The sequence below is a fragment of the Actinoallomurus sp. NPDC052308 genome, from assembly GCF_040679195.1.
Taxonomy (GTDB): Bacteria; Actinomycetota; Actinomycetes; order Streptosporangiales; family Streptosporangiaceae; genus Actinoallomurus; species Actinoallomurus liliacearum.
Window position 1 is genome coordinate 1,040,049 of record NZ_JBFAUM010000001.1, and the last position, 20,038, is coordinate 1,060,086.

Annotated in this window: 22 protein-coding genes; 14 read left to right on the forward strand and 8 right to left on the reverse strand. The window is 70.1% G+C overall.

Annotated features, from left to right (window positions below; genetic code table 11):
* Positions 1 to 319 precede the first annotated feature (319 nt).
* From AB0L00_RS05225 to AB0L00_RS05280, 12 genes are all read left to right on the forward strand, one after another.
* Positions 320 to 1,468, forward strand: a complete 1,149-nt coding sequence (locus tag AB0L00_RS05225) for an MraY family glycosyltransferase (RefSeq protein WP_345360025.1) — start codon at positions 320 to 322, stop codon at positions 1,466 to 1,468.
* 107 nt (positions 1,469 to 1,575) lie between these two features.
* Positions 1,576 to 2,004, forward strand: coding sequence for a hypothetical protein (locus AB0L00_RS05230; RefSeq protein ID WP_364428577.1), 429 nt, complete (start codon positions 1,576 to 1,578; stop codon positions 2,002 to 2,004).
* Positions 2,005 to 2,121: 117 nt separating this feature from the next.
* Positions 2,122 to 2,283, forward strand: a complete 162-nt coding sequence (locus AB0L00_RS05235; protein ID WP_345360019.1) for a hypothetical protein — start codon at positions 2,122 to 2,124, stop codon at positions 2,281 to 2,283.
* 82 nt (positions 2,284 to 2,365) lie between these two features.
* On the forward strand, positions 2,366 to 3,160 hold the full coding sequence (gene atpB / locus AB0L00_RS05240; protein WP_364428580.1) for a F0F1 ATP synthase subunit A: 795 nt from the start codon (positions 2,366 to 2,368) through the stop codon (positions 3,158 to 3,160).
* Between the two features lie 67 nt (positions 3,161 to 3,227).
* Complete coding sequence (gene atpE, locus AB0L00_RS05245; protein WP_345360013.1) at positions 3,228 to 3,461, forward strand: ATP synthase F0 subunit C; 234 nt, start codon at positions 3,228 to 3,230, stop codon at positions 3,459 to 3,461.
* 31 nt (positions 3,462 to 3,492) lie between these two features.
* Entirely contained in the window at positions 3,493 to 4,050 is a 558-nt protein-coding gene (locus AB0L00_RS05250; RefSeq protein ID WP_364428583.1) for a F0F1 ATP synthase subunit B, read from the forward strand.
* A 3-nt stretch (positions 4,051 to 4,053) separates the two neighbouring features.
* On the forward strand, positions 4,054 to 4,872 hold the full coding sequence (locus AB0L00_RS05255; protein WP_364428586.1) for a F0F1 ATP synthase subunit delta: 819 nt from the start codon (positions 4,054 to 4,056) through the stop codon (positions 4,870 to 4,872).
* A 37-nt stretch (positions 4,873 to 4,909) separates the two neighbouring features.
* Positions 4,910 to 6,547: a F0F1 ATP synthase subunit alpha gene (gene atpA / locus AB0L00_RS05260; protein ID WP_364428589.1), complete on the forward strand. Its 1,638-nt coding sequence runs from the start codon at positions 4,910 to 4,912 to the stop codon at positions 6,545 to 6,547.
* Between the two features lie 3 nt (positions 6,548 to 6,550).
* Positions 6,551 to 7,471 (forward strand): F0F1 ATP synthase subunit gamma, encoded by a 921-nt coding sequence (locus AB0L00_RS05265; protein ID WP_364428592.1) that lies wholly within the window; start codon positions 6,551 to 6,553, stop codon positions 7,469 to 7,471.
* An 8-nt stretch (positions 7,472 to 7,479) separates the two neighbouring features.
* Complete coding sequence (atpD, locus tag AB0L00_RS05270) at positions 7,480 to 8,910, forward strand: F0F1 ATP synthase subunit beta (RefSeq protein ID WP_364428595.1); 1,431 nt, start codon at positions 7,480 to 7,482, stop codon at positions 8,908 to 8,910.
* Between the two features lie 26 nt (positions 8,911 to 8,936).
* Entirely contained in the window at positions 8,937 to 9,326 is a 390-nt protein-coding gene (locus AB0L00_RS05275; protein WP_252808340.1) for a F0F1 ATP synthase subunit epsilon, read from the forward strand.
* A 33-nt stretch (positions 9,327 to 9,359) separates the two neighbouring features.
* Positions 9,360 to 9,797 (forward strand): DUF2550 domain-containing protein, encoded by a 438-nt coding sequence (locus AB0L00_RS05280; RefSeq protein WP_364428598.1) that lies wholly within the window; start codon positions 9,360 to 9,362, stop codon positions 9,795 to 9,797.
* A gap of 84 nt (positions 9,798 to 9,881) precedes the next feature.
* On the opposite strand, the gene AB0L00_RS05285 is transcribed toward AB0L00_RS05280, so the two are convergent.
* Positions 9,882 to 10,475, reverse strand: coding sequence for a cob(I)yrinic acid a,c-diamide adenosyltransferase (locus tag AB0L00_RS05285; RefSeq protein ID WP_364428600.1), 594 nt, complete (start codon positions 10,473 to 10,475; stop codon positions 9,882 to 9,884).
* A gap of 9 nt (positions 10,476 to 10,484) precedes the next feature.
* The gene (locus AB0L00_RS05290; protein ID WP_364428602.1) at positions 10,485 to 10,640 is read right to left on the reverse strand and encodes a helix-turn-helix domain-containing protein; all 156 of its coding nucleotides are present in this window, start codon (positions 10,638 to 10,640) and stop codon (positions 10,485 to 10,487) included.
* A gap of 188 nt (positions 10,641 to 10,828) precedes the next feature.
* On the opposite strand from AB0L00_RS05290, the gene AB0L00_RS05295 reads away from it, so the two are divergent.
* Both AB0L00_RS05295 and manD read left to right on the forward strand, forming a co-directional pair.
* Positions 10,829 to 12,427, forward strand: coding sequence for a GMC family oxidoreductase N-terminal domain-containing protein (locus AB0L00_RS05295; RefSeq protein ID WP_364428604.1), 1,599 nt, complete (start codon positions 10,829 to 10,831; stop codon positions 12,425 to 12,427).
* Positions 12,428 to 12,894: 467 nt separating this feature from the next.
* Positions 12,895 to 14,103, forward strand: a complete 1,209-nt coding sequence (gene manD / locus AB0L00_RS05300; RefSeq protein ID WP_364428606.1) for a D-mannonate dehydratase ManD — start codon at positions 12,895 to 12,897, stop codon at positions 14,101 to 14,103.
* 56 nt (positions 14,104 to 14,159) lie between these two features.
* Here the strand turns inward: manD and AB0L00_RS05305 are convergent, their stop codons facing one another.
* From AB0L00_RS05305 to AB0L00_RS05330, 6 genes are all read right to left on the reverse strand, one after another.
* Positions 14,160 to 15,662: an aldehyde dehydrogenase family protein gene (locus tag AB0L00_RS05305; RefSeq protein WP_364428608.1), complete on the reverse strand. Its 1,503-nt coding sequence runs from the start codon at positions 15,660 to 15,662 to the stop codon at positions 14,160 to 14,162.
* A gap of 49 nt (positions 15,663 to 15,711) precedes the next feature.
* Positions 15,712 to 16,338, reverse strand: a complete 627-nt coding sequence (locus tag AB0L00_RS05310; protein WP_364428611.1) for a response regulator transcription factor — start codon at positions 16,336 to 16,338, stop codon at positions 15,712 to 15,714.
* Positions 16,335 to 17,534 (reverse strand): sensor histidine kinase, encoded by a 1,200-nt coding sequence (locus AB0L00_RS05315; RefSeq protein ID WP_364428614.1) that lies wholly within the window; start codon positions 17,532 to 17,534, stop codon positions 16,335 to 16,337. Before AB0L00_RS05315 ends, AB0L00_RS05310 begins: the two co-directional genes overlap by 4 nt.
* Complete coding sequence (locus AB0L00_RS05320; protein WP_364428617.1) at positions 17,492 to 18,304, reverse strand: ABC transporter permease; 813 nt, start codon at positions 18,302 to 18,304, stop codon at positions 17,492 to 17,494. The genes AB0L00_RS05315 and AB0L00_RS05320 overlap by 43 nt, the downstream gene beginning before the upstream one ends.
* Entirely contained in the window at positions 18,301 to 19,146 is an 846-nt protein-coding gene (locus AB0L00_RS05325; protein ID WP_364428620.1) for an ABC transporter ATP-binding protein, read from the reverse strand. Before AB0L00_RS05325 ends, AB0L00_RS05320 begins: the two co-directional genes overlap by 4 nt.
* Before the next feature lie 93 nt (positions 19,147 to 19,239).
* Positions 19,240 to 20,037, reverse strand: coding sequence for a site-2 protease family protein (locus AB0L00_RS05330; RefSeq protein WP_364428622.1), 798 nt, complete (start codon positions 20,035 to 20,037; stop codon positions 19,240 to 19,242).
* Position 20,038 lies beyond the last annotated feature (1 nt).

Below are 20,038 nucleotides of genomic sequence, written 5' to 3' on the forward strand. Positions count from 1 at the left end.
TTTCGTGCATTCCGGCCGTCGGTGAATCGCCGGGAGCCGAACCAGCGCGGGGTCTCGGGCGTCTGACCTCAGCAGGAGACGTCGCCGCGGTGGGGCGATGATCGTAGCGGAGCGGAGACGAACCTATAGCAGGCGGCCCGGACGGTTGTGTGATCATCGGCACACTCAGGGATGGATAACGCGGTCCTGCCATGGAACCTGCCCGGGCCAGGCCGACGTGCCTCGCCGGGACGGTGCGAGTGACCATCGCCGCTTGGTCATCGGGAATAGAGTTGGGTCCCGCACGGCGGGCTCGGTGGACGGTGGAGGGAGGCGGGCGGTGCGGGAGTACATCCTCACGTTCCTGACGGCGGCGATCGTCACCTACCTTCTCGTTCCCCTGGTGCGGAAGTTCGCAATCGCCTTCAAGGCGATGACGCCGGTGCGCGACCGGGACGTGCACGCCATCCCCACGCCGCGCATCGGCGGCCTGGCGATGTTCTTCGGGATGTGCGCCGCGCTCCTGATGGCCTCACGGCTGCCGCACATGCGCGACGTCTTCACCGAGAGCCCCACGTGGGTCGGCCTGTTGTCGGCCGGTGGGCTGCTGGTCGTGGTGGGCATCGCCGACGACCGCTGGGAGATCGACGCGCTGACCAAGATGGCCGGCCAGGTCGCGGCGGCCGGGCTGCTCATCATGAACGGTGTCCAGCTGCTGTGGATCCCGCTGCCCGGCGCGACCCTCGCGCTGCCGCCGTCGTACGGCGTGCCGGTCACGATCCTCGTCGTGGTCGCGACGATCAACGCGGTGAACTTCATCGACGGGCTCGACGGGCTGGCCGCGGGCATCGTGGGCGTCTCGGCACTCGCCTTCTTCGTGTACGCCTATCTGGTCACCGTCGTCGCGCACCTCGATCACCAGAGCGCCCCGGCGCTGATCGCGGCGGTGCTGGCCGGGATGTGCGTCGGGTTCCTCCCGCACAACTTCAGCCCGGCGCGGATCTTCATGGGCGACACCGGCTCCATGCTGATCGGGCTGATGCTGGCCACGTCCATGATCACCGTGTCGGGGTTCGACCCGGTGGCCCTGAAGGGGTCGATCAACCGGTTCCCGACGCTGCTGCCGCTGCTGCCGGTGGCGATCCTCGTCGTCCCCTACGCCGACATGCTGATGGCGGTGGTCCGCCGGACGTACGGCGGGCGGTCGCCGTTCGCGCCGGACAAGAAGCACATGCACCACCGGCTGCTGAACCTCGGTCACTCGCACCGGGGCGCCGCGCTGGTGATGTACCTCTGGACGGCGCTGTTCTCCTTCGGAGTGGTCGCGCTGTCCGCCGCCAAGTCGCCGCTGCTCGTGCTGGCCGCCGCGACCGTCGTCGCGATCGCCGCACTCGTGGTGATGGCGTTCCCGCAGCTACGCCCGCACGGACGGCGACACCGGACGGGCGAGGAAACTCCCTCGGACAAGCGTCCTCGGCAGGCCGCGTGAGCTGCGGACTTTACCATTACTTGGTAGGTCATTCCGACCAGTGAGAAGCTTGTGATACCTTTCACGAGCGGGCAACCGAACACCCACCGTGAACACTCGGAGCACTCATGCACTCCAACGACGCCCGGATCCTCCGTGGCGCCGCGATCCCGACCGGCCTCGTCGGCCTGGTAGCGATCATCGCCGGCCTGCTCTTCGCCGGCGGTAAGGGAGCCCTGGGCTCCGCGCTCGGGACCGTCGTGGTGCTTGCATTCTTCACCCTCGGCGTGGTCGTCGTCAGCTATGTCACGAAAATTTCCGAACAGATGGTCCTGATGGCCGGCCTGTTCAGCTTCCTCGTGAAATTCATCGTGGTGCTGGGCCTGGTCATCGCGTTGAAAGACGTGACCCTGTGGAACGCTCGTGCCTTCGGCTGGACGGTGATCGCCCTCACGGTCGTCTGGCTCGCGGCCGAGACGAACGCGACCCTCAAGGTGAAGGCCCCGTATGTCGAACCCGCCCCCCGGTCGCAGAGCCAGGGCAAGTCGGGCGCATGATGACAATGGACTACTCCAATATGACTACGCGGGAGGTGGCCTGCTATCGTCCGAGACGCGATGACCGGGGATGGGCGTCAGCCCAGCGATGCAGACAACCGCAAGTTCGCCAACGACATGTCAGCGGCGCCCGCAACCCTGCTGGGCGGCATGCTGGTCTACGGCGGAGCGGGGTGGCTGCTCGCACGCTGGCTCCACGTCCCGGCCCTGCTTCCCATCGGGCTGGTATTCGGCCTCGTCTTCGCGAGCTACCTGGTCTACGCCCGCTACGGCCGCTGAGTAGGGCCTGCGGAGCCGTAGCCCACCGAGACGACAGCAAGGTTGCCGCCTTGATGAGCTACGACTGCGAAAGGATCGCCGGGTGAGTGCGCCGCACCTCCTCGCCAAGGACTTCCAAGACGAGGCCCCGGGCCTCGGCCTCTTCCAGTGGAAGCCGCTCTTCCACATCGGCCCGTTCGCCGTGGCCAAGCCGATCGTCCTGTGCCTGATCGTGGCGATCGTCATCGTCGCGTTCTTCTGGGCCGCCTTCGCCAAGCCCAAGCTGGTGCCCCGCGGCGCGCAGAACGTCGGCGAGGTCCTCTACATGTTCGTCCGGGACGAGATCGCCCGGCCGTTCCTGGGCAAGGACGCCGAGAAGTGGATGCGGCTGCTGGTGCCGCTGTTCTTCTTCGTCTGGCTCGGCAACCTCATGTCGGTGATCCCGATCGCGCAGTTCCCGGTGAACTCGCGAATCGCGTTCCCCATGGTCCTCGCCCTGCTGGTCTACGCGACCTTCTGGGTCGTCGGCGTCAAGCACCAGGGCTTCTTCGGCCTGCTCAAGAACGCGACGATGCCGCCGGACCTGCCGTGGCCGCTCTACATCCTGGTCATCCCGATCGAGTTCGCCTCGACCTTCCTGCTGCGGCCGTTCACCCACGCGGTCCGGCTCTTCGCGAACATGTTCGCCGGCCATCTCCTGGTCGCGCTGTTCGCGACGGTAGGCTTTCACTTCCTCTTCGAGAAGCTGACCCCGCTGGGCGCCCCGGTCGGCATTCTCGGCGTCATCCTGACGATCTTCATGACGGCCTTCGAGCTGTTCGTGCAGGCGGTGCAAGCGTACGTCTTCGCACTGCTCGCGGCGTTCTACATCAGCGCCGGTCTGTACGCCGACCACTGATAGCAACCCGAAAACCCCAAGACCTGACCGGTGGGGAGCCCCACCGGCCGAGTGAAAAGGAAAAGGAATGACGAACCTCCTCGCCGCCGCCGTCGACATCAACCACGGTCTCAAGTCGATCGGGTACGGCCTCGCGGCCATCGGCCCGGGCATCGGCGTCGGCATCGTCTTCGGCCAGGGCGTACAGGCCATGGCCCGTCAGCCCGAGATGACCAACGTCATTCGCCAGAACATGATCCTGGGCTTCGCCTTCTCCGAGGCGCTCGCCCTGATCGGTCTGGTCATGCCGTTCGTCTACTGACCAAGACTTTTTACGGAAGGCTGTGCACGCCATGTACCTGGCGCAACACGCGGGGCTGCTAGCGGCGGAGAGCAAGAACCCCAACCCGCTCTTCCCTGACGCGGCCGAGATGATCGTTGGCATCTTCTCGTTCCTCGTCGTGCTGTTCTTCCTCGGCAAGGTTCTCATCCCGCGCATCCAGAAGGCGCTCGAGGAGCGCACTGACGCGATCGAGGGTGGGATCAAGCGGGCCGAGGAGGCGCAGTCCGAGGCCCAGCGGACGCTCGAGCAGTACCAGACGCAGCTGGCCGAGGCCCGGCAGGAGGCCGCACGGATCCGCGAGGAGGCGCGCGAGCAGGGGGCGCAGATCATCGCGGAGCTGCGCGACCAGGCGCAGGCCGAGGCACAGCGGCTCGTCGACCAGGCGCACACCCAGATCGACGCCGACCGGCAGCAGGCGTTCACCCAGCTCCGTACGGAGATCGGGGAGCTCGCGATCGAGCTGGCCGGCCGCATCGTCGGCGAGTCCCTCGAGGACGAGGCCCGGCGTCGCGGCACCGTCGACCGCTTCCTCGACGAGCTCGAGGACCGTGCGCGGGCGGGGGCGTAAGAAATGATCGGCGCGAGCAGGGCCTCGTTCGTCGAGGCCAGGGAGCGGCTCGAGGCCGTCCTGTCCACCGCTGGTGACCCGGCGGCGTTCGGCGACGAGCTGTTCGCCGTGGTGCACCTGCTCGACCGGGAGCACGTGCTGCGCCGGGCCCTGTCGGACCCGGCCCAGCCGGCCGACCGGCGGGCCGGGCTGGCCACGGCCGTGCTCGACGGCAAGGTCGCCCCGGCGGTCCGTGACTTCATCGGCGACGTCGTACGGCTGCGGTGGGCGCGGTCCACCGAGCTCGCCGACGCGGTCGAGGAGCTCGCGGTGACCGCCGTCGCGGCCGCCGCCGAGGCGCAGTCGCGGATCGACGACGTGGAAGACGAGCTCTTCCGGTTCGGACGGATCGTCGAGGGGCAGCCGGAGCTGCGGGGCGCGCTGGTGGACCGGCGGGTGCCGGCCGAGCGCAAGGTCGAGCTGGTCACCACGCTGCTGGAGGGCAAGACTGCGGCGGCGACGTTGCGGCTGGTCAGCGAGGCTGTGGCACATCCCCGAGGACGTAGTCTGGAGCGAGCGCTCGAGGGCTACGGACGGATCGTCGCCGAGCGCCGCAACCGGCTGGTCGCGGTGGTCCGCACGGCGGTCGAGCTCGACGAGGCGCGGAAGACGCGGCTGACGGCCGCGCTGTCGGCGCAGTACGGCCGCGACGTTCACTTGAACATTGAGGTCGACCCCTCCGTTTTGGGTGGTATTTCCGTCCAGATCGGGGACGAGGAAATCGACGGCACCATCGCTCGCCGGCTGGAAGACGTCCGCCGGCGAATCGAACGGTCGAGCTGAACCAAGCATCGGACTCACGGAGAGAGACGAAGAAGACATGGCGGAGCTGACGATCCGGCCGGAGGAGATCCGGGGCGCGCTCGAGCGCTTCGTCCAGGCCTACGAGCCGGAGACCGCCGCGCGCGAGGAGGTCGGGACCGTCGTCGAGTGCTTCGACGGCATCGCCTTCGTCGAGGGCCTGCCCTCGGCCATGGCGAACGAGCTCCTTGAGTTCGAGGACGGCACGCGCGGCATCGCGCTGAACCTGGACGTTCGCCAGATCGGTGTCGTCATCCTGGGCGACTTCTCCAAGATCGAGGAGGGCCAGCAGGTCAAGCGGACCGGCGAGGTCCTGTCGGTCCCCATCGGCGACGGCTACCTCGGCCGCGTCGTGGACTCGCTGGGGAACCCGATCGACGGCAAGGGCGCGATCGAGACGACCGGCCGCCGCGAGCTGGAGCTGCAGGCGCCAGGCGTCATGCAGCGCCAGCCGGTGGGCGAGCCGCTGCAGACCGGCATCAAGGCGATCGACGCGCTGACGCCGATCGGCCGCGGCCAGCGGCAGCTGATCATCGGTGACCGGCAGACCGGCAAGACCACCGTCGCGATCGACACGATCCTGAACCAGAAGCAGGCGTGGGAGAGCGGCGACCCGAGCAAGCAGGTCCGCTGCATCTACGTCGCGGTCGGCCAGAAGGGCTCGACGATCGCGCAGGTGCGGGCCACCCTCGAGGCGGCCGGCGCCCTGGAGTACACCACGATCGTGGCCGCTCCGGCGTCCGACCCCGCAGGCTACAAGTACATCGCCCCCTACACCGGCTCGGCCATCGGCCAGCACTGGATGTACGAGGGCAAGCACGTCCTGATCGTGTTCGACGACCTGTCCAAGCAGGCCGAGTCGTACCGCGCGATCTCGCTGCTGCTGCGCCGTCCGCCGGGCCGCGAGGCCTACCCCGGTGACGTGTTCTACCTGCACTCGCGGCTGCTGGAGCGGTGCGCGAAGCTGTCGGACGACATGGGCGCCGGCTCGATGACGGGTCTGCCGATCATCGAGACCAAGGGCAACGACGTCTCGGCGTACATCCCGACGAACGTCATCTCGATCACCGACGGCCAGGTCTTCCTGGAGACGGACCTGTTCAACCAGGGCGTCCGGCCGGCCATCAACGTCGGTATCTCGGTGTCCCGCGTCGGCGGCGCCGCGATGACCAAGGCGATGCGCAAGGCGACCAGCAACCTGAAGCTGTTCCTGTCGCAGTTCCGCGACCTGGAGGCGTTCGCCGCGTTCGCGTCCGACCTGGACGCCGCGTCGCGCGCCCAGCTGGACCGCGGCGCCCGCCTGGTCGAGCTGCTCAAGCAGCCGCAGAACAACCCGTTCCCGATGGAGCAGCAGGTCGTCTCCATCTGGTCGGGCACGAACGGCGAGCTCGACGACGTGCCGATCGAGGACATCCGCCGGTTCGAGGCCGAGCTGCTCGACTACGTGAAGCGCAACCAGTCGGGTCTGCTGGACGGCATCCGGGAGACCGGCCAGTTCGGCGACGACGCCCAGTCGACCCTGAAGGACGCCATCGCGGAGTTCAAGAAGGGCTTCGAGACCACGAACCACGGCCTGCTCGTCCAGGAGCAGCCGGTCGAGGCCATCGATGAGGGTGACGTCGAGCAGGAGAAGATCACCCGCGTAAGGAAGAAGTAAGGCATGGGTGCCCAGCTTCGGACGATCCGGCGCCGTATCGCCACGACGAGGTCGATGGCGAAGATCACGCGCGCGCAGGAGCTCATCGCCTCGTCGCGGATCGTCAAGGCACAGCAGCGGGTGCGGGAGTCGGGGCCGTACGCCCGGCAGATCACGCGCGCCATCTCCGCGCTGGTCAGCCACAACGTCGGTGTCGGCCACCCGCTGCTGACCGAGCGGACCGACAGCAAGCGCGCCGCGGTGCTGATCATCACGAGTGACCGCGGGTTCGCCGGCGGTTACAACGCGAACGTCATCCGCGAGGCGGAAGGCCTGATGACGATGCTGCGGGAGCAGGGCAAGGAGCCCATCCCGTATATCGTCGGGCGCAAGGGCGTCGGCTGGTACCGCTTCCGCGAGCGCGAGTTCGCCGGGGAGTGGACCGGCTTCAGCGACAACCCGCGGTTCGAGAACGCCGAGACCATCGGCCGTGCTCTCGTCCGTGAGTTCGAGAAGCCGGCCGACGAGGGCGGCGTCGCCGAGATCCATGTCGTCTACACCGAGTTCGTGTCGATGCTGACGCAGACGGCGCAGGTCCGCCGGCTGCTGCCGCTGGAGATCGAGGAGTCCGAGCAGGCCCCGGAGGAGCAGAGCCAGGGCGTGCTTCCGGCGTACGAGTTCGAGCCCTCCGCGGACGCCGTGCTCGACGCCCTCCTGCCGAACTACATCGAGAGCCGGATCTGGCACATGCTGCTCCAGGCGGCCGCCTCCGAGCACGCGCAGCGGCGGCGGGCGATGAAGTCGGCGACCGACAACGCCAACGATGTGATCGAGAACCTGACGCGGGTCGCGAACCAGGCCCGTCAGGCCGAGATCACGCAGGAAATCAGCGAGATCGTCGGTGGCGCGAACGCGCTCGCCGAGAGCTCCGCGGGGAGTGAGTGAGAGTCACCATGACTGCTTCGGTAGAAACAGCCACGGCGACGGGCCGCGTCGCCCGCGTCACCGGCGCCGTCATCGACGTGGAGTTCTCCGTCGATACGATGCCGGAAATCTACAACGCGCTGCAGATCGAGGTCACGATCGGCGGTGAGACCCGGACGCTGACCCTCGAGGTCGCCCAGCACATCGGCGACAACATGGTCCGCGCCATCTCGCTGCAGCCCACCGACGGCGTCGTCCGCGGCGCGCCGGTGGTCGACACCGGCGCCGCGATCTCGGTGCCGGTCGGCGACGGCGTCAAGGGCCACGTCTTCAACACCATCGGCGAGTCCCTCGACGTCCCGTCCTCGACGCTGGAGGTCACCGAGCGCTGGCCGATCCACCGGCACGCGCCGGCGTTCGACCAGCTCGAGAGCAAGACCGAGATCCTCGAGACGGGCATCAAGGTCATCGACCTGCTCACTCCGTACGTCAAGGGCGGCAAGATCGGCCTGTTCGGCGGCGCCGGTGTGGGCAAGACGGTGCTCATCCAGGAGATGATCACCCGTGTCGCCCGTAACCACCGTGGTACCTCGGTGTTCGCGGGCGTCGGCGAGCGCACCCGTGAGGGCACCGACCTGCTGCTGGAGATGAAGGAGGCCGACGTCCTCAAGGACACGGCGCTCGTCTTCGGCCAGATGGACGAGCCGCCGGGCACCCGTCTGCGGGTGGCCCTGTCCGCGCTGACCATGGCGGAGTACTTCCGCGATGTGCAGAACCAGGACGTGCTGCTGTTCATCGACAACATCTTCCGGTTCACCCAGGCGGGTTCGGAGGTCTCCACGCTGCTCGGCCGTATGCCGTCCGCCGTGGGTTACCAGCCGACCCTCGCCGACGAGATGGGCGAGCTGCAGGAGCGGATCACCTCGACCCGTGGTCACTCGATCACCTCGATGCAGGCGATCTACGTGCCCGCGGACGACATCACCGACCCGGCGCCGCACACCACGTTCGCGCACCTCGACGCCACGACGGTGCTCTCCCGTGCGATCACGGAGAAGGGCATCTACCCGGCGGTGGACCCGCTGGACTCGACGTCGCGGATCATGGACCCGGTCATCCTCGGCCGGGAGCACTACGACACCGCCCAGCACGTGAAGCAGATCCTGCAGCGCTACAAGGAGCTGCAGGACATCATCTCACTCCTGGGCATCGACGAGCTCTCCGAAGAGGACAAGGTCACGGTCGAGCGCGCGCGCCGCATCGAGCGGTTCCTGTCGCACCCGATGTACATGGCCGAGGCCTTCACGGGCCAGCAGGGCGAGAACGTGTCGCTGAGCGACACGGTCGCGTCCTTCAAGGCCATCGCCGAGGGCAAGTACGACCACCTCCCGGAGCAGGCGTTCTTCATGGTCGGTGGCATCGAGCAGGCCGAGAAGAAGGCCCAGGAGCTGCAGAAGTAACGCTTCGCGCGTTCGGAGGAGAGCAAGTGGCAAAGCTGCACGTCGAGCTCGTCTCACCGGAGCGTGAGATCTGGGCCGGCGAAGCCGATATGGTCGTTGCCAAGACCATCGAGGGTGAGATGGGCATCATGCCCGGTCACGCGCCGGTCCTGGGCCTGCTGGTGGACGGCAGTGTCGTGCGGATCAAGCCCGCCGACGAGTCGGAGACCATCTCCGCGATGGTCTCCGGCGGTTTCTTCTCGGTCGCCTCCGACGAGGTGTCGGTGCTCGCCGAGTACGCCGAGCTGGGCGGCGAGATCGACCTCGACGCCGCCCGCGCGGAGTACGAGCGGGTCTCGGGCCTGGAGGGCGAGGAGGCCGCGGTCGCGCAGCGGCGGGCCCGCGCGCGCCTGCGGGCCGCCGGCCAAGAGGTCTGACCGGCACCGGACTCGTGGGGGAAGCAGGGGGGAGTGGGCGAGTACCTGGCGTGGGACATCGGCGGGCTGCTCGCTGTCGTCCTGGTGGCGGTGCTCGCCGCGTTCGCCCTGTTGTCGCTGCGGCGTTGGTTGCTCGAACGCCGCGGCGGCACGGTCGAGTGCAGCCTCCGCGACCCCTACGGCCGTGGCGTATGGCGGCTCGGCATCGGTCGGTACAACGGTGACGAGCTGCTCTGGTTCGCGATTTTCGGCATTCGGCTGAGGCCCCGGCGGGTCGTACACCGCCGGGGCCTCGTCGTTTCCGGGCGCCGCAAGCCGGAGGCCGAGGAGGAGGCCGCCCTTCAGCCGGACGCCGGCATCCTCGAGATCCAGGACGGCAACGGCACCGTCGAGCTGGCGATGAGCGGAGCGGCGCTGACCGGCTTCCTCGCCTGGCTCGAGGCCGCCCCGCCCGGCACCCCGCTCGCCTGACGCGCCGCCCCGTCGGGCACCCTGAGCGCCTGACGCGCCGTTCCGCCGGGCTCGCCGATCACCTGGCGCCGGACGCCGACCGGCTCAGCGCTCGCCGCCGGGCTTCCACAGCACGTCGCCGCGGTCGCCGTTGGCCTTGCGGCCGAGGATGAACAGCAGGTCGGACAGCCGGTTGAGGTACTTCGCGGTCAGCGGGTTCATGTCCTCGTGGACCGTCAGCGCCGCCCAGGTGGTCCGCTCGGCGCGGCGCGCGACCGTGCGCGCGACGTGCAGCAGCGCCGCTCCCGGAGTGCCGCCGGGCAGGATGAAGCTCCGCAGCGTGGCCAGGTCGGCGTTGTGCTCGTCGCACGCGGCCTCGAGCCGGGTGATGTAGTCCTCGGTGACCCGCAGCGGCGGGAACTTCGGGTCGGGAACGATCGGGGTGCTCAGGTCCGCGCCGACGTCGAAGAGGTCGTTCTGGACCCGGGTGAGCAGCGTGGCGATGTCCTCCGGCAGGTCGCCCATGGCGAGCGCGACGCCGATCGCGCTGTTGGCCTCGTCGACGTCGGCGTACGCCGCGAGCCGAGGGTCGGTCTTGGCCGTACGGCTCATGTCGCCGAGGTTGGTCGTGCCGTCGTCGCCGGTCCGCGTGTAGATCTTCGACAGGACGACGGGCTGGTCGTCGCGCTTTTTCGCCATGCCGTCACCCTAGTGAGTCGCCTGAGGGGCCGTGCGACGGACGCGGGCGTCCTTGCGGATGCGCAGCGCGTCGTTGAACACCACGCGAGCGCTCCCGAACGCCCTGGCCGGCGCCGCACGCTGAGGTCCGTTCGGGTACAGGCGGAACCCATACCGAAGCTGCACGGCGATTACCGTACGTCGCGTCCCGCCGCCTGCGCCGGGAAATCCCTAATCTGGCGCGCTACGAGGTAGTCGCGCCGATCCTTAGTCGACTCGTTGCGGGGATGCCGGAAATCGTGCACTAGAACGTGATTCGGGCCACTGTTCCGGTTCGCCACTGATCGATAGTGTTTCGCGCAGGCTCTCGAGGCGTGGAGGCGGCCGTGTACGACTACGTCATCGTCGGCGCCGGTAGTGCGGGCTGCGTGCTCGCCGATCGGCTGACCGCGGACCCCGGCACGAAGGTCCTCCTCCTGGAGGCCGGACCGCCCGATGACGCCCCAGAGATCCACATTCCGGCCGGGGTCGCGGCGCTGTTCAAGAGCCAGTACGACTGGGACTACACAACGGCCCCGCAGCCGAACGCGGCCGGCCGTACCGTCTACTGGCCGCGCGGCCGCACTCTCGGCGGCAGCTCGTCGACCAACGCGATGATCTACATCCGGGGTCACCGGCACGACTTCGACACCTGGCGGGACGAGTACGGCTGCAAGGGCTGGGGGTACGCCGATCTGCTGCCGTACTTCATGCGCGCCGAGGACCAGCAGCGCGGCGCGTCCGACTACCACGGCACCGGCGGGCCGCTCCGCGTCGAGGACCTGCGCTTCAAGCATCCGCTGGTCCGCACCTGGATCGACTCGGCGACGGACTTCGGCCTGGCCGCCAACGACGACTTCAACGGCGCCGAGCAGGACGGGGTCGGCTTCTACCAGGTGACGCAGCGGCGGGGCCGCCGCTGGTCGACCGCGGACGGCTACCTGTCCCGCGCCGCGGAGCGGCCGAACCTCACCGTGGCGACCGACGCGCTCGTCACCCGCGTGGTCATCGAGGACGGGCGGGCCACCGGGGTCGCGTACCTGCGCGGCGGGACGGAGCAGCGGGCCGTCGCACGGCGGGAGGTGATCCTGTCCGGGGGCGCGGTCAACTCGCCGCAGCTCCTCATGCTGTCCGGCGTGGGGCCGGCCGACCACCTGCGCTCGCTCGGCATCGACGTCGTCGTGGACCTGCCCGCCGTGGGCACCGGTCTGCAGGACCATCCGATGGTGCCCGTCATGTGGCACACCCCGAGCAAGAAGGCGCTGTGGGAGGGCGTCAACCTGCGCAGCCTCATGCTGTACCAGACGCTGGGGCGCGGCCCGTACGCCTCGAACGTCGCCGAGGGCGGCGGCTTCGTACGGACCCGGCCCGACCTGCCCGCCCCGGACCTGCAGTACCACGTGCTCCCCACGCCGTACCTGGACCAGGGCCTCACCGACGCGAACAAGCGCGCCATGTCGGTGTTCGCCACGACCGTCGCCGTGGCAAGCCGGGGGAGCGTGAGGCTGCGGTCCGCCGACCCGCGGTGGAAGCCGCTCATCGACCCGAACTACCTGGGCGATGACGCCGATCTCGAGGTTCTCCTGGCGGGCGTCCGGCAGGCCCGGGAGATCGCGGCGACCGGCCCGCTGGCCCGGATCGTGGGTGGGGAGTACGCCCCCGGAGAGGACGCCGAGGACCTCGCCGAGTGGGTCCGCCGGCAGGTCGTCACGCTCTACCACCCCACGAGCACGTGCGCGATGGGCGGTGCCGACGACTCGGTCTGCGACCCCGAACTCCGGGTGCGCGGCGTCGACGGCCTGCGCGTCGTCGACGCGTCGGTCATGCCGGCGGTGCCCCGGGGCAACACCAACGCCCCGACGATCGCGGTGGCGGAACGGGCCGCCGACCTGATCGCCGGCGGCCCGCTGCTGCCTCCCACCGAATTCGCCTAGGGCGTGTCTGCCGGCGGAGCCGGCAGACACGCCCCGACCGCGGTCGCGCACACCGCCGGACCGGTGGCGCGCTCTCGCGGCGGCGGCCTGTGCGCCCGCGTCGAGCCCCGCCTGGATGGAGGGCGCCTGTTCAGGCGGGGCTCAGCGTGGGCGCACAGACTTCGGGAGGTTCACCGGGCGCGGCGGCGCAGCAGGCGGCGGGGCTGCTCGACCTCGCGCGCCTCACGGTCACGCTCGTCCATGAGGGCCTTGAGGATGTCCGGGTGCATCGTTCGTGCTCCTTGCGGCGCGAGCCGGACGGTCCGGCCTCGCACTCATAAGGTTCGTCCTAAGGCGGTGGGCGGGGCATCGGAACAATGCCTCATCCCGGTCGCCGCCCGGGACTAAGTCCGCCCGCCCGCCGCCCGGGGCCGCCTAAGCCACCGCGGCGCGTCTAAGAACCTCACCGATCCGCTCCCGGAGGACGCATGAAGATCAGGGACGCCGAGGTCATCGTCACCGCTCCCGGCCGCAACTACGTCACGCTCAAGCTGACGACCGACGACGGCGTCGTCGGCTACGGCGACGCGACGCTGAACGGGCGCGAACTCGCCGTCGACGCGTATCTCCGGGAGCACGTCCTGCCGCTGCTGGCCGGCCGGGACGCCGCCCGGATCGGCGACACGTGGCAGTACCTCTACCGGGGCGCGTACTGGCGGCGCGGGCCGGTGACGATGACGGCGATCTCGGCGGTCGACCAGGCGCTGTGGGACATCAAGGGCAAGGTCGCGGGGCTGCCGGTGTACGAGCTGCTCGGCGGCCGCGCCCGGGAGGCGGTGACCGTCTACGGGCACGCGAGCGGCGCGGACGTCGACGACCTCCTCGCCGACGTCGCGCGCCACCGCGAACTCGGCTACACCGCCGTGCGCGTGCAGGCGAAGATCCCCGGGATGGACTCGACGTACGGGGTGCACACCGGCCCGCACCTGTACGAGCCGGCGTCCGGCGCGCTGCCCACGGAGGAGGTCTGGAACACCGCCGCGTACCTCGACTTCATCCCCACCCTGATGAAGCGGGTCCGCGACGAGTTCGGATACGGCTTCCACCTGCTGCACGACGTGCACCACCGGCTGACCCCGATCGAGGCCGCGCGGCTCGGCGCGGCGCTGGAGCCGTACCGGATGTTCTGGATCGAGGACGCGACGCCCGCCGAGGACCAGACGGCGTTCCGCCTGATCCGCTCGCACACGGTCACGCCACTGGCGGTGGGCGAGGTGTTCAACACGATCTGGGACTGCCAGCAGTTGATCACCGAGCGGCTCATCGACTACATCCGCACGTCCGTGACGCACGCGGGCGGCATCTCCCACGTGCGCCGGATCATGGATCTCGCCGACCTGTACGGCGTGCGGTCCGGCTCGCACGGCCCCGGCGACATCTCACCGATCGGCCTGGCGGCGGGCCTCCACCTCGACCTGGCGATCCCGAACTTCGGGATCCAGGAGTACATGGGCCACCGGGACCCGGCCGGCGAGGTCTTCGACTGGGGCTACCGCTATGAGAACGGCATGCTGTGGCCGTCGGACCGGCCGGGGCTCGGCGTCGAGTTCGACGAGGAGGCCGCGCGGCGGCACCCGTACGACCCGAAGTACCTGCCGGTCGCACGGCTGGCCGACGGCGGCATGCACGACTGGTGAGCCGGTGGTCGGGGGGGGGCGGGCACGGCCGGTGAGGCGCCGCCGGCCATCCGGCGTCAGCGGTAGTGCTTGCCGTGCAGCAGGCTGACGAGCTGCAGCAGCTTGGCCATGTCCTTGTCGGTGCGCTTGAACGACGTGAGGTTCATCGGCGCGGCGAAGCGCTGGCGGGTGATGGCCTTGGCGCGGGCGAACTCCCGCAGCCCGTCGGCCCCGTGGATGCGGCCGAAGCCGGAGTCGCCCACCCCGCCGAACGGCAGCGCCGGGACGGCCGCGAAGGCGATCACCGCGTTGACCGAGGTCATGCCGCTGCGCAGCCTCCGGGCCGCCTCCATGGCCGTCGAGCGGCTGCGGGAGAAGATCGCGCCGGCCAGGCCGTACGACGTGGCGTTGGCGCGCTGGACGGCCTCGTCCACGCTCTTGACCCGGTGCACGGTGATGGTCGGGCCGAACGTCTCCTCCTGGACCGCGGCGGAGTCGTCCGGCACGTCGACCAGCACGACCGGCTCGACGTACGGCTCCTTCACCGCGTCCGCGCCGCCGACGAGCGCGCGGCCGCCCCGGGCGAGGGCGTCGTCGACGTGCCGCTTGATGACGTCGAGCTGGCTCGGCATCGTGATCGGGCCGTACGCGGCGGTGCGGTCCTCGCCGGGCCGCAGCGCCCGCGCCTGCTCGGTCAGCTTGGCGACGAAGTCGTCGTAGACGCCGTCGACGACGTACACCCGCTCGACGCCGACGCAGGTCTGGCCCGCGTTCGACATCGCGCCCCACAGGGCGGCCTCGGCGGCCTGGTCGAGGTCGGCGTCGGCGGCCACGATGAACGCGTCTTTGCCGCCGCACTCGGCGACGATGGGGGTGAGGCGTTCGGCGCACGCCGCCATCACCTTGCGGGCGGTCGGCGCCGACCCGGTGAAGGCGATCTTGTCGACCGCGCCGCGGGCGAGCGCGGCGCCGGTGTCACCGAGGCCGGTCACGACCTGGAACACCGGCTCCTCCGGGATGACCTCGGAGATGATCTCGGCGAGCAGCAGGCCGACGCCCGGCGTGTACTCCGAGGGCTTGAACACGACCGCGTTGCCGGCCGCCAGGGCGTACGCGAGCGAGCCGACGGGCGTGAACAGCGGGTAGTTCCACGGGCCGATCACGCCGACGACGCCGAGCGGCTGGTACTCCAGGACGCACTTCTGGTTGATGGAGACGAGGCCGGGGAACACGCTGCGCGGGCCCAGGACCTTCTGGGCGTGGCGCGCGGCCCAGTCCAGGTGCGTGATCGCCAGGACCGTCTCGAGCTGGGCGTCGGCCACCGGCTTGCCGGTCTCCTGGTGGATCAGGGTCGCCATGCGGTGCAGCGACCGGGTCAGGGCGCCCTTGATGTTGAGCAGCCGGACCCGGCGCTCCTTCCAGCCGAGGCCGGCCCACCACACCGCGGCGACGCGGGCGCGCTCGATCGCGGCGTTCACCGCGGCCTCGTCGTGGATCGGGTGCTCACCGACGACCTCGCCGGTCGCCGGGTTCAGGGAGCGGAACGTCTCGGCGGTCTTTTCACTCGCGGTCGCGGTCATGGCGTCACCTTGGTCCCAACGAGGTAGCTGTAGTCCAGTAAGTTACCCGTTACCGACCGGGGGCGGGGAGTATGCCGCGTTCGATCGCCGCGGTGACGGCGGCGGTCCGGTCGGAGACCCCCAGCTTGCCGAACGCCCGTAGCAGGTGCGTCTTGACCGTCGCCTCGCTGATCAGCAGTTCCCGGCCGATCTCCGCGTTCGTACGGCCCCGGGCGACCAGCCGCAGCACGTCGATCTCCCGGCGTGACAGCTCGACCGGCGAGCGCATCCGGGACACCAGTTTGGCCGCCACCGAGGGGGCCAGGACCGTCTCGCCGCGCGCCGCCGCGCGTACCGCCTGCGCGAGGTCGTGCCGCGAGGCGTCCTTGAGCAGGTAGCCGGCGGCGCCCGCCTCGACCGCGCGGAGGATGTCGGCGTCGGTGTCGTACGTCGTCAGCACCACGACCCGGGTCTGGGGGCGCTGCGCGAGCACGCGCGAGGTCGCCTCGACGCCGTCGCCGCCCGGCATGCGCAGGTCCATCAGCACGACGTCCGGCTCGTGCGCGCGGACGGCCGTGACCGCCTCGGCGGCGCCGCCGGCCTCGGCCACGACCGTCAGGTCGTCCTCCGCCGACAGCATGCCGCGCAGCCCCTCGCGGACGACCGGGTGGTCGTCGACGAGCAATACCTTGATCACGCAGGTACCTCCACCGTGACGGTCGTTCCGGCCCCCGGCTCGCTGCGCACGTCGAACGCGCCGCCGACCTGGCCGACCCGCTCGCGCATGCCGTGCAGACCGAAGCCGCGCGCCGCGTCGGGACCGAACCCTACGCCGTCGTCGCGGATCTCCAGGCGCACCGACTCCGGGGCGTACGCCAGGCGCACCTCGACCAGGTCGGCCTTCGCGTGCTTACGGACGTTGGCCAGGCCCTCCTGGGCGACCCGCAGCAGCACCACCTCAGCCCCGGCGGTCAGCCGTCGCGGCTCGCCGGTGAGCGTGTAGTCCGCCGTGACGCCCAGTTCCTCGCGCATCCGCCCGGTCAGGCGAGCGACGGCCTCGTCCAGGGAGGAGCCGCCGAGCGGCGCGGGCGGCTGGGCGGCGACCAGGGCGCGGGCCTCGGCGAGGTTCTCGCGCGCGGTGCGCGCCGCGAGGCCGAGCTGCCGCCGCGCCGCCTCCGGGTCGCGCCCGACGTACGCGTCGGCCGCCTGCAGCAGCATCAGGATGCTCGTGAAGCCCTGGGCGAGCGTGTCGTGGATCTCCCCGGCCATCCGCTCCCGCTCGGCCATGACGCCGGCCTCCCGGCTCACCTCGGCCAGTTCCGCCCGTGTCGTCTCCAACTGGGCGATCAGCTCGCGGCGCTCCGTGCTCTGCGCGATGATCCGCTCGATCCAGAGGCCGAAGAAGGCGGAGAACCCGATCACCACGACGGTCCAGACCAGGAACGACACGACCGTTCCCGTGTCGGCGCTGCCACGGAAGAACCGGACGGCCGGGACCGCGTTGAGGAGCACGAGCGCGGCCACGCTCTCCCGCCAGCGCACCAGCATGAAGCACTGCGGGCAGGCAGCGAACAGCACGAGCGAGCTCTCCGGGGCCGTCAGCGCCGCCGCGCCGCACAGCACGATGAGCCCGCCGACGTACGCGTACGCCCCCCGGGCGGACGTGTCACGTCCGAGAAAACGACGGCCGAACAGGACGTACCACGGCACCGTGACGAGCAGGATCCCCGTCGCGACCAGACCGATGCCCGTCGGGTGGTCGTTCAGGACGTACATGATGGTCGAGACGAGGACCAGGCCGAAGTACGTCTCCCAGCGGCCCAGTCCCCAGTCCCACGCGTCGTCGGTCTTCATCCGTCGCGGCGGCGCTTCCAGCGGAATGTCGTCAGGCACAGGACCAAGCCTGCGACACCCCAGGCCGCCAGCACCAGTGCGGTGCGCCCGTGCTCCCAGGCGTGCGCCGGCTCGGCCGCCAGCAGCGTGTCCGGCAGCAGCGCGGACCGCAGCCCCTGGCTGATCCACTTCAGCGGGAACAGCGCGCCGGCCTGCCGGACGCCGGAGGGCAGGTCGCCGAAGGTGAAGTACACGCCCGAGATGAACTGCAGGACCAGGTACGGCACGTTCAGCACGGCCGCCGCGCTGCGGCCCGAACGAGGCACGCTGCTGATCGCGATGCCGAGCAGCGTGCAGACGGTCACCCCGCCGACGAACACCCAGGCGAAGGTCAGCCAGCGCTCGGGCGTGCTCGGCGGCTTCAGCCCGAACAGCAGGTGTCCCAGCGCGAACAGAAGGACGGTCTCCAGCGCCGACAGGACCAGCGCCGCGATCGTCTTGCCGATGAAGTAGGCCGCCTTCGGCATCGGCGTGCCGTACAGCCGCTTGAGGGTGCCGTCGTCGCGCTCCTGCGCGATCGCCACGCCCAGGCTGACGAACGTCGTCGACATGATGCCGCTGGCGATGATCCCGGCCGCGAAGTACTGCCGGAAGTCCACGCCCGTGTGGCCGACCTCGCCCTTGAAGATCGTGCCGAAGATCAGGAGCAGGATGACCGGCATGCCCAGGGAGAAGACGACGGCCTCCCGTTCGCGGAAGAACGCCTTCAGTTCCAGCGACCCGCGGGACAGCCCGATCCGTACGGGCGAGGGCATCGCGACGGCGGTCATCGGGCTTCTCCGATCATGGTGAGGTAGACGTCCTCGAGCGTGGGGCGGGTGACGGTCAGCTCCGGCACCTCGCCGTCGAACTTCTGGCTCAGCTCGGCCACCACCTGCGTGGGGGAGTCGGTCTCGATCGCCTGCCGGCCCTCCGGCCCGAGCCAGCCCACCCGCGCCGCGGCGGTCGCCCGGCCGCCGAGCTCCATCGGCGAGCCGACCTCGACGACGCGGCCGCCGGCGATGACGCCGACCCGGTCGGCGAGCGCCTCGGCCTCGTCCAGGTAGTGGGTGGTGAGCAGGATCGTCGTGCCGCCGTGCGCCAGCCCCTCGATCAGCCGCCAGAACCGCCGCCGCGCGTCCGGGTCGAACCCGGTCGTCGGCTCGTCGAGGAAGAGGAGTTCGGGGTCGCCGATGATGCCGAGCGCCACGTCGACCCGCCGCCGCTGGCCGCCGGACAGGTGCGCGAGGCGGGCCCCCGCCTTGTCGGTCAGCCCGACCGCCTCGATCACCTCGTCGACGTCCCGGGGCCGCGGGTAGTAGCCCGCGAAGTGCCGGACGATCTCGCGAACGCTCAGCTCCGGCTGCTCGTTCGAGGTCTGGAGCACGATCCCCAGGCGGGCGCGCCACTGCCGAGTCGGCTTGCCGGGATCGGTTCCCAGCACCGACACCTCACCGCCGGTCCGCCGCCGGTGCCCTTCGAGGATCTCCACCGTCGTGCTCTTGCCGGCCCCGTTCGGGCCGAGGAGGGCGAAGACCTCACCCCGGAAGATGTCGAGGTCGACGCCGTTCACCGCGTCGACGTCGCCGTATCGCTTGCGCAGGTCGCGCACCCGCACCGCCGTGTCGTTCATGCCTCCAGCGTCGCGGCGATCCGGCCGGTCCGGGATCGGCGGTCCGGTCATTCCCGTGTCCACCGAACGGTGGACACGGGAGGCCGGCGGGGCTCAGCCGCCGAAGTCGACGCTCTGCCAGAACCGGAAGAGCCCGTGGCCGACGGCGACGAGGTCCTGGTCGATCCCGAACAGGTCGGTGAGGTGGTAGACGAGGGAGAAGAACTGCTCGTTGACGGCCGGGATCCACAGCAGGGCGAGCAGCGCCATGAAGGCGTACCCGCCGATCTTGTTGGCCTGCGCGACCCAGGTACGCGGCAGGTACGGCTCGACGATGCCGAAGCCGTCCAGGCCGGGCACCGGAAGCAGGTTGAGCACGGCCGCGGTGACCTGCAGGAACGCGAGGAACGCCATCCCCGTCCAGAACAGCAGGTGCGCCGGGTCCTTCGCCAGGTTGGTGATGACGACGCCGAGGACGATCGCGAAGACGAGGTTGGCGATCGGGCCGGCCGCCGAGATCAGGCTGTGCCGGATCCTCCCGCGGATCGCCCCCCGGTCGATGTAGACGGCGCCGCCCGGCAGACCGATCCCGCCGAGCAGCACGAACAGCACCGGCAGCAGGAAGCTCAGCGTGATGTCGCCGTACTTGAGGGGGTTCAGCGTCAGGTAGCCCTTGGTCGCGACGCTCCGGTCGCCGGACCGCCAGGCGAAGAAGGCGTGCCCGAACTCGTGCAGGCACAGCGACACGATCCAGCCGCTGACCACGAACAGGAACAGGAACAGCCGGGCGGTCCGCTCCGGGCTCATGCCGTACCGCCAGACCGCCAGGCCGGACAGGGCGAACAGGCCGAGGACGAACAGGAACGCGGGGCTGGGCCGCACGGCGGTCCGCACCGCGCTTACGTTGGACATC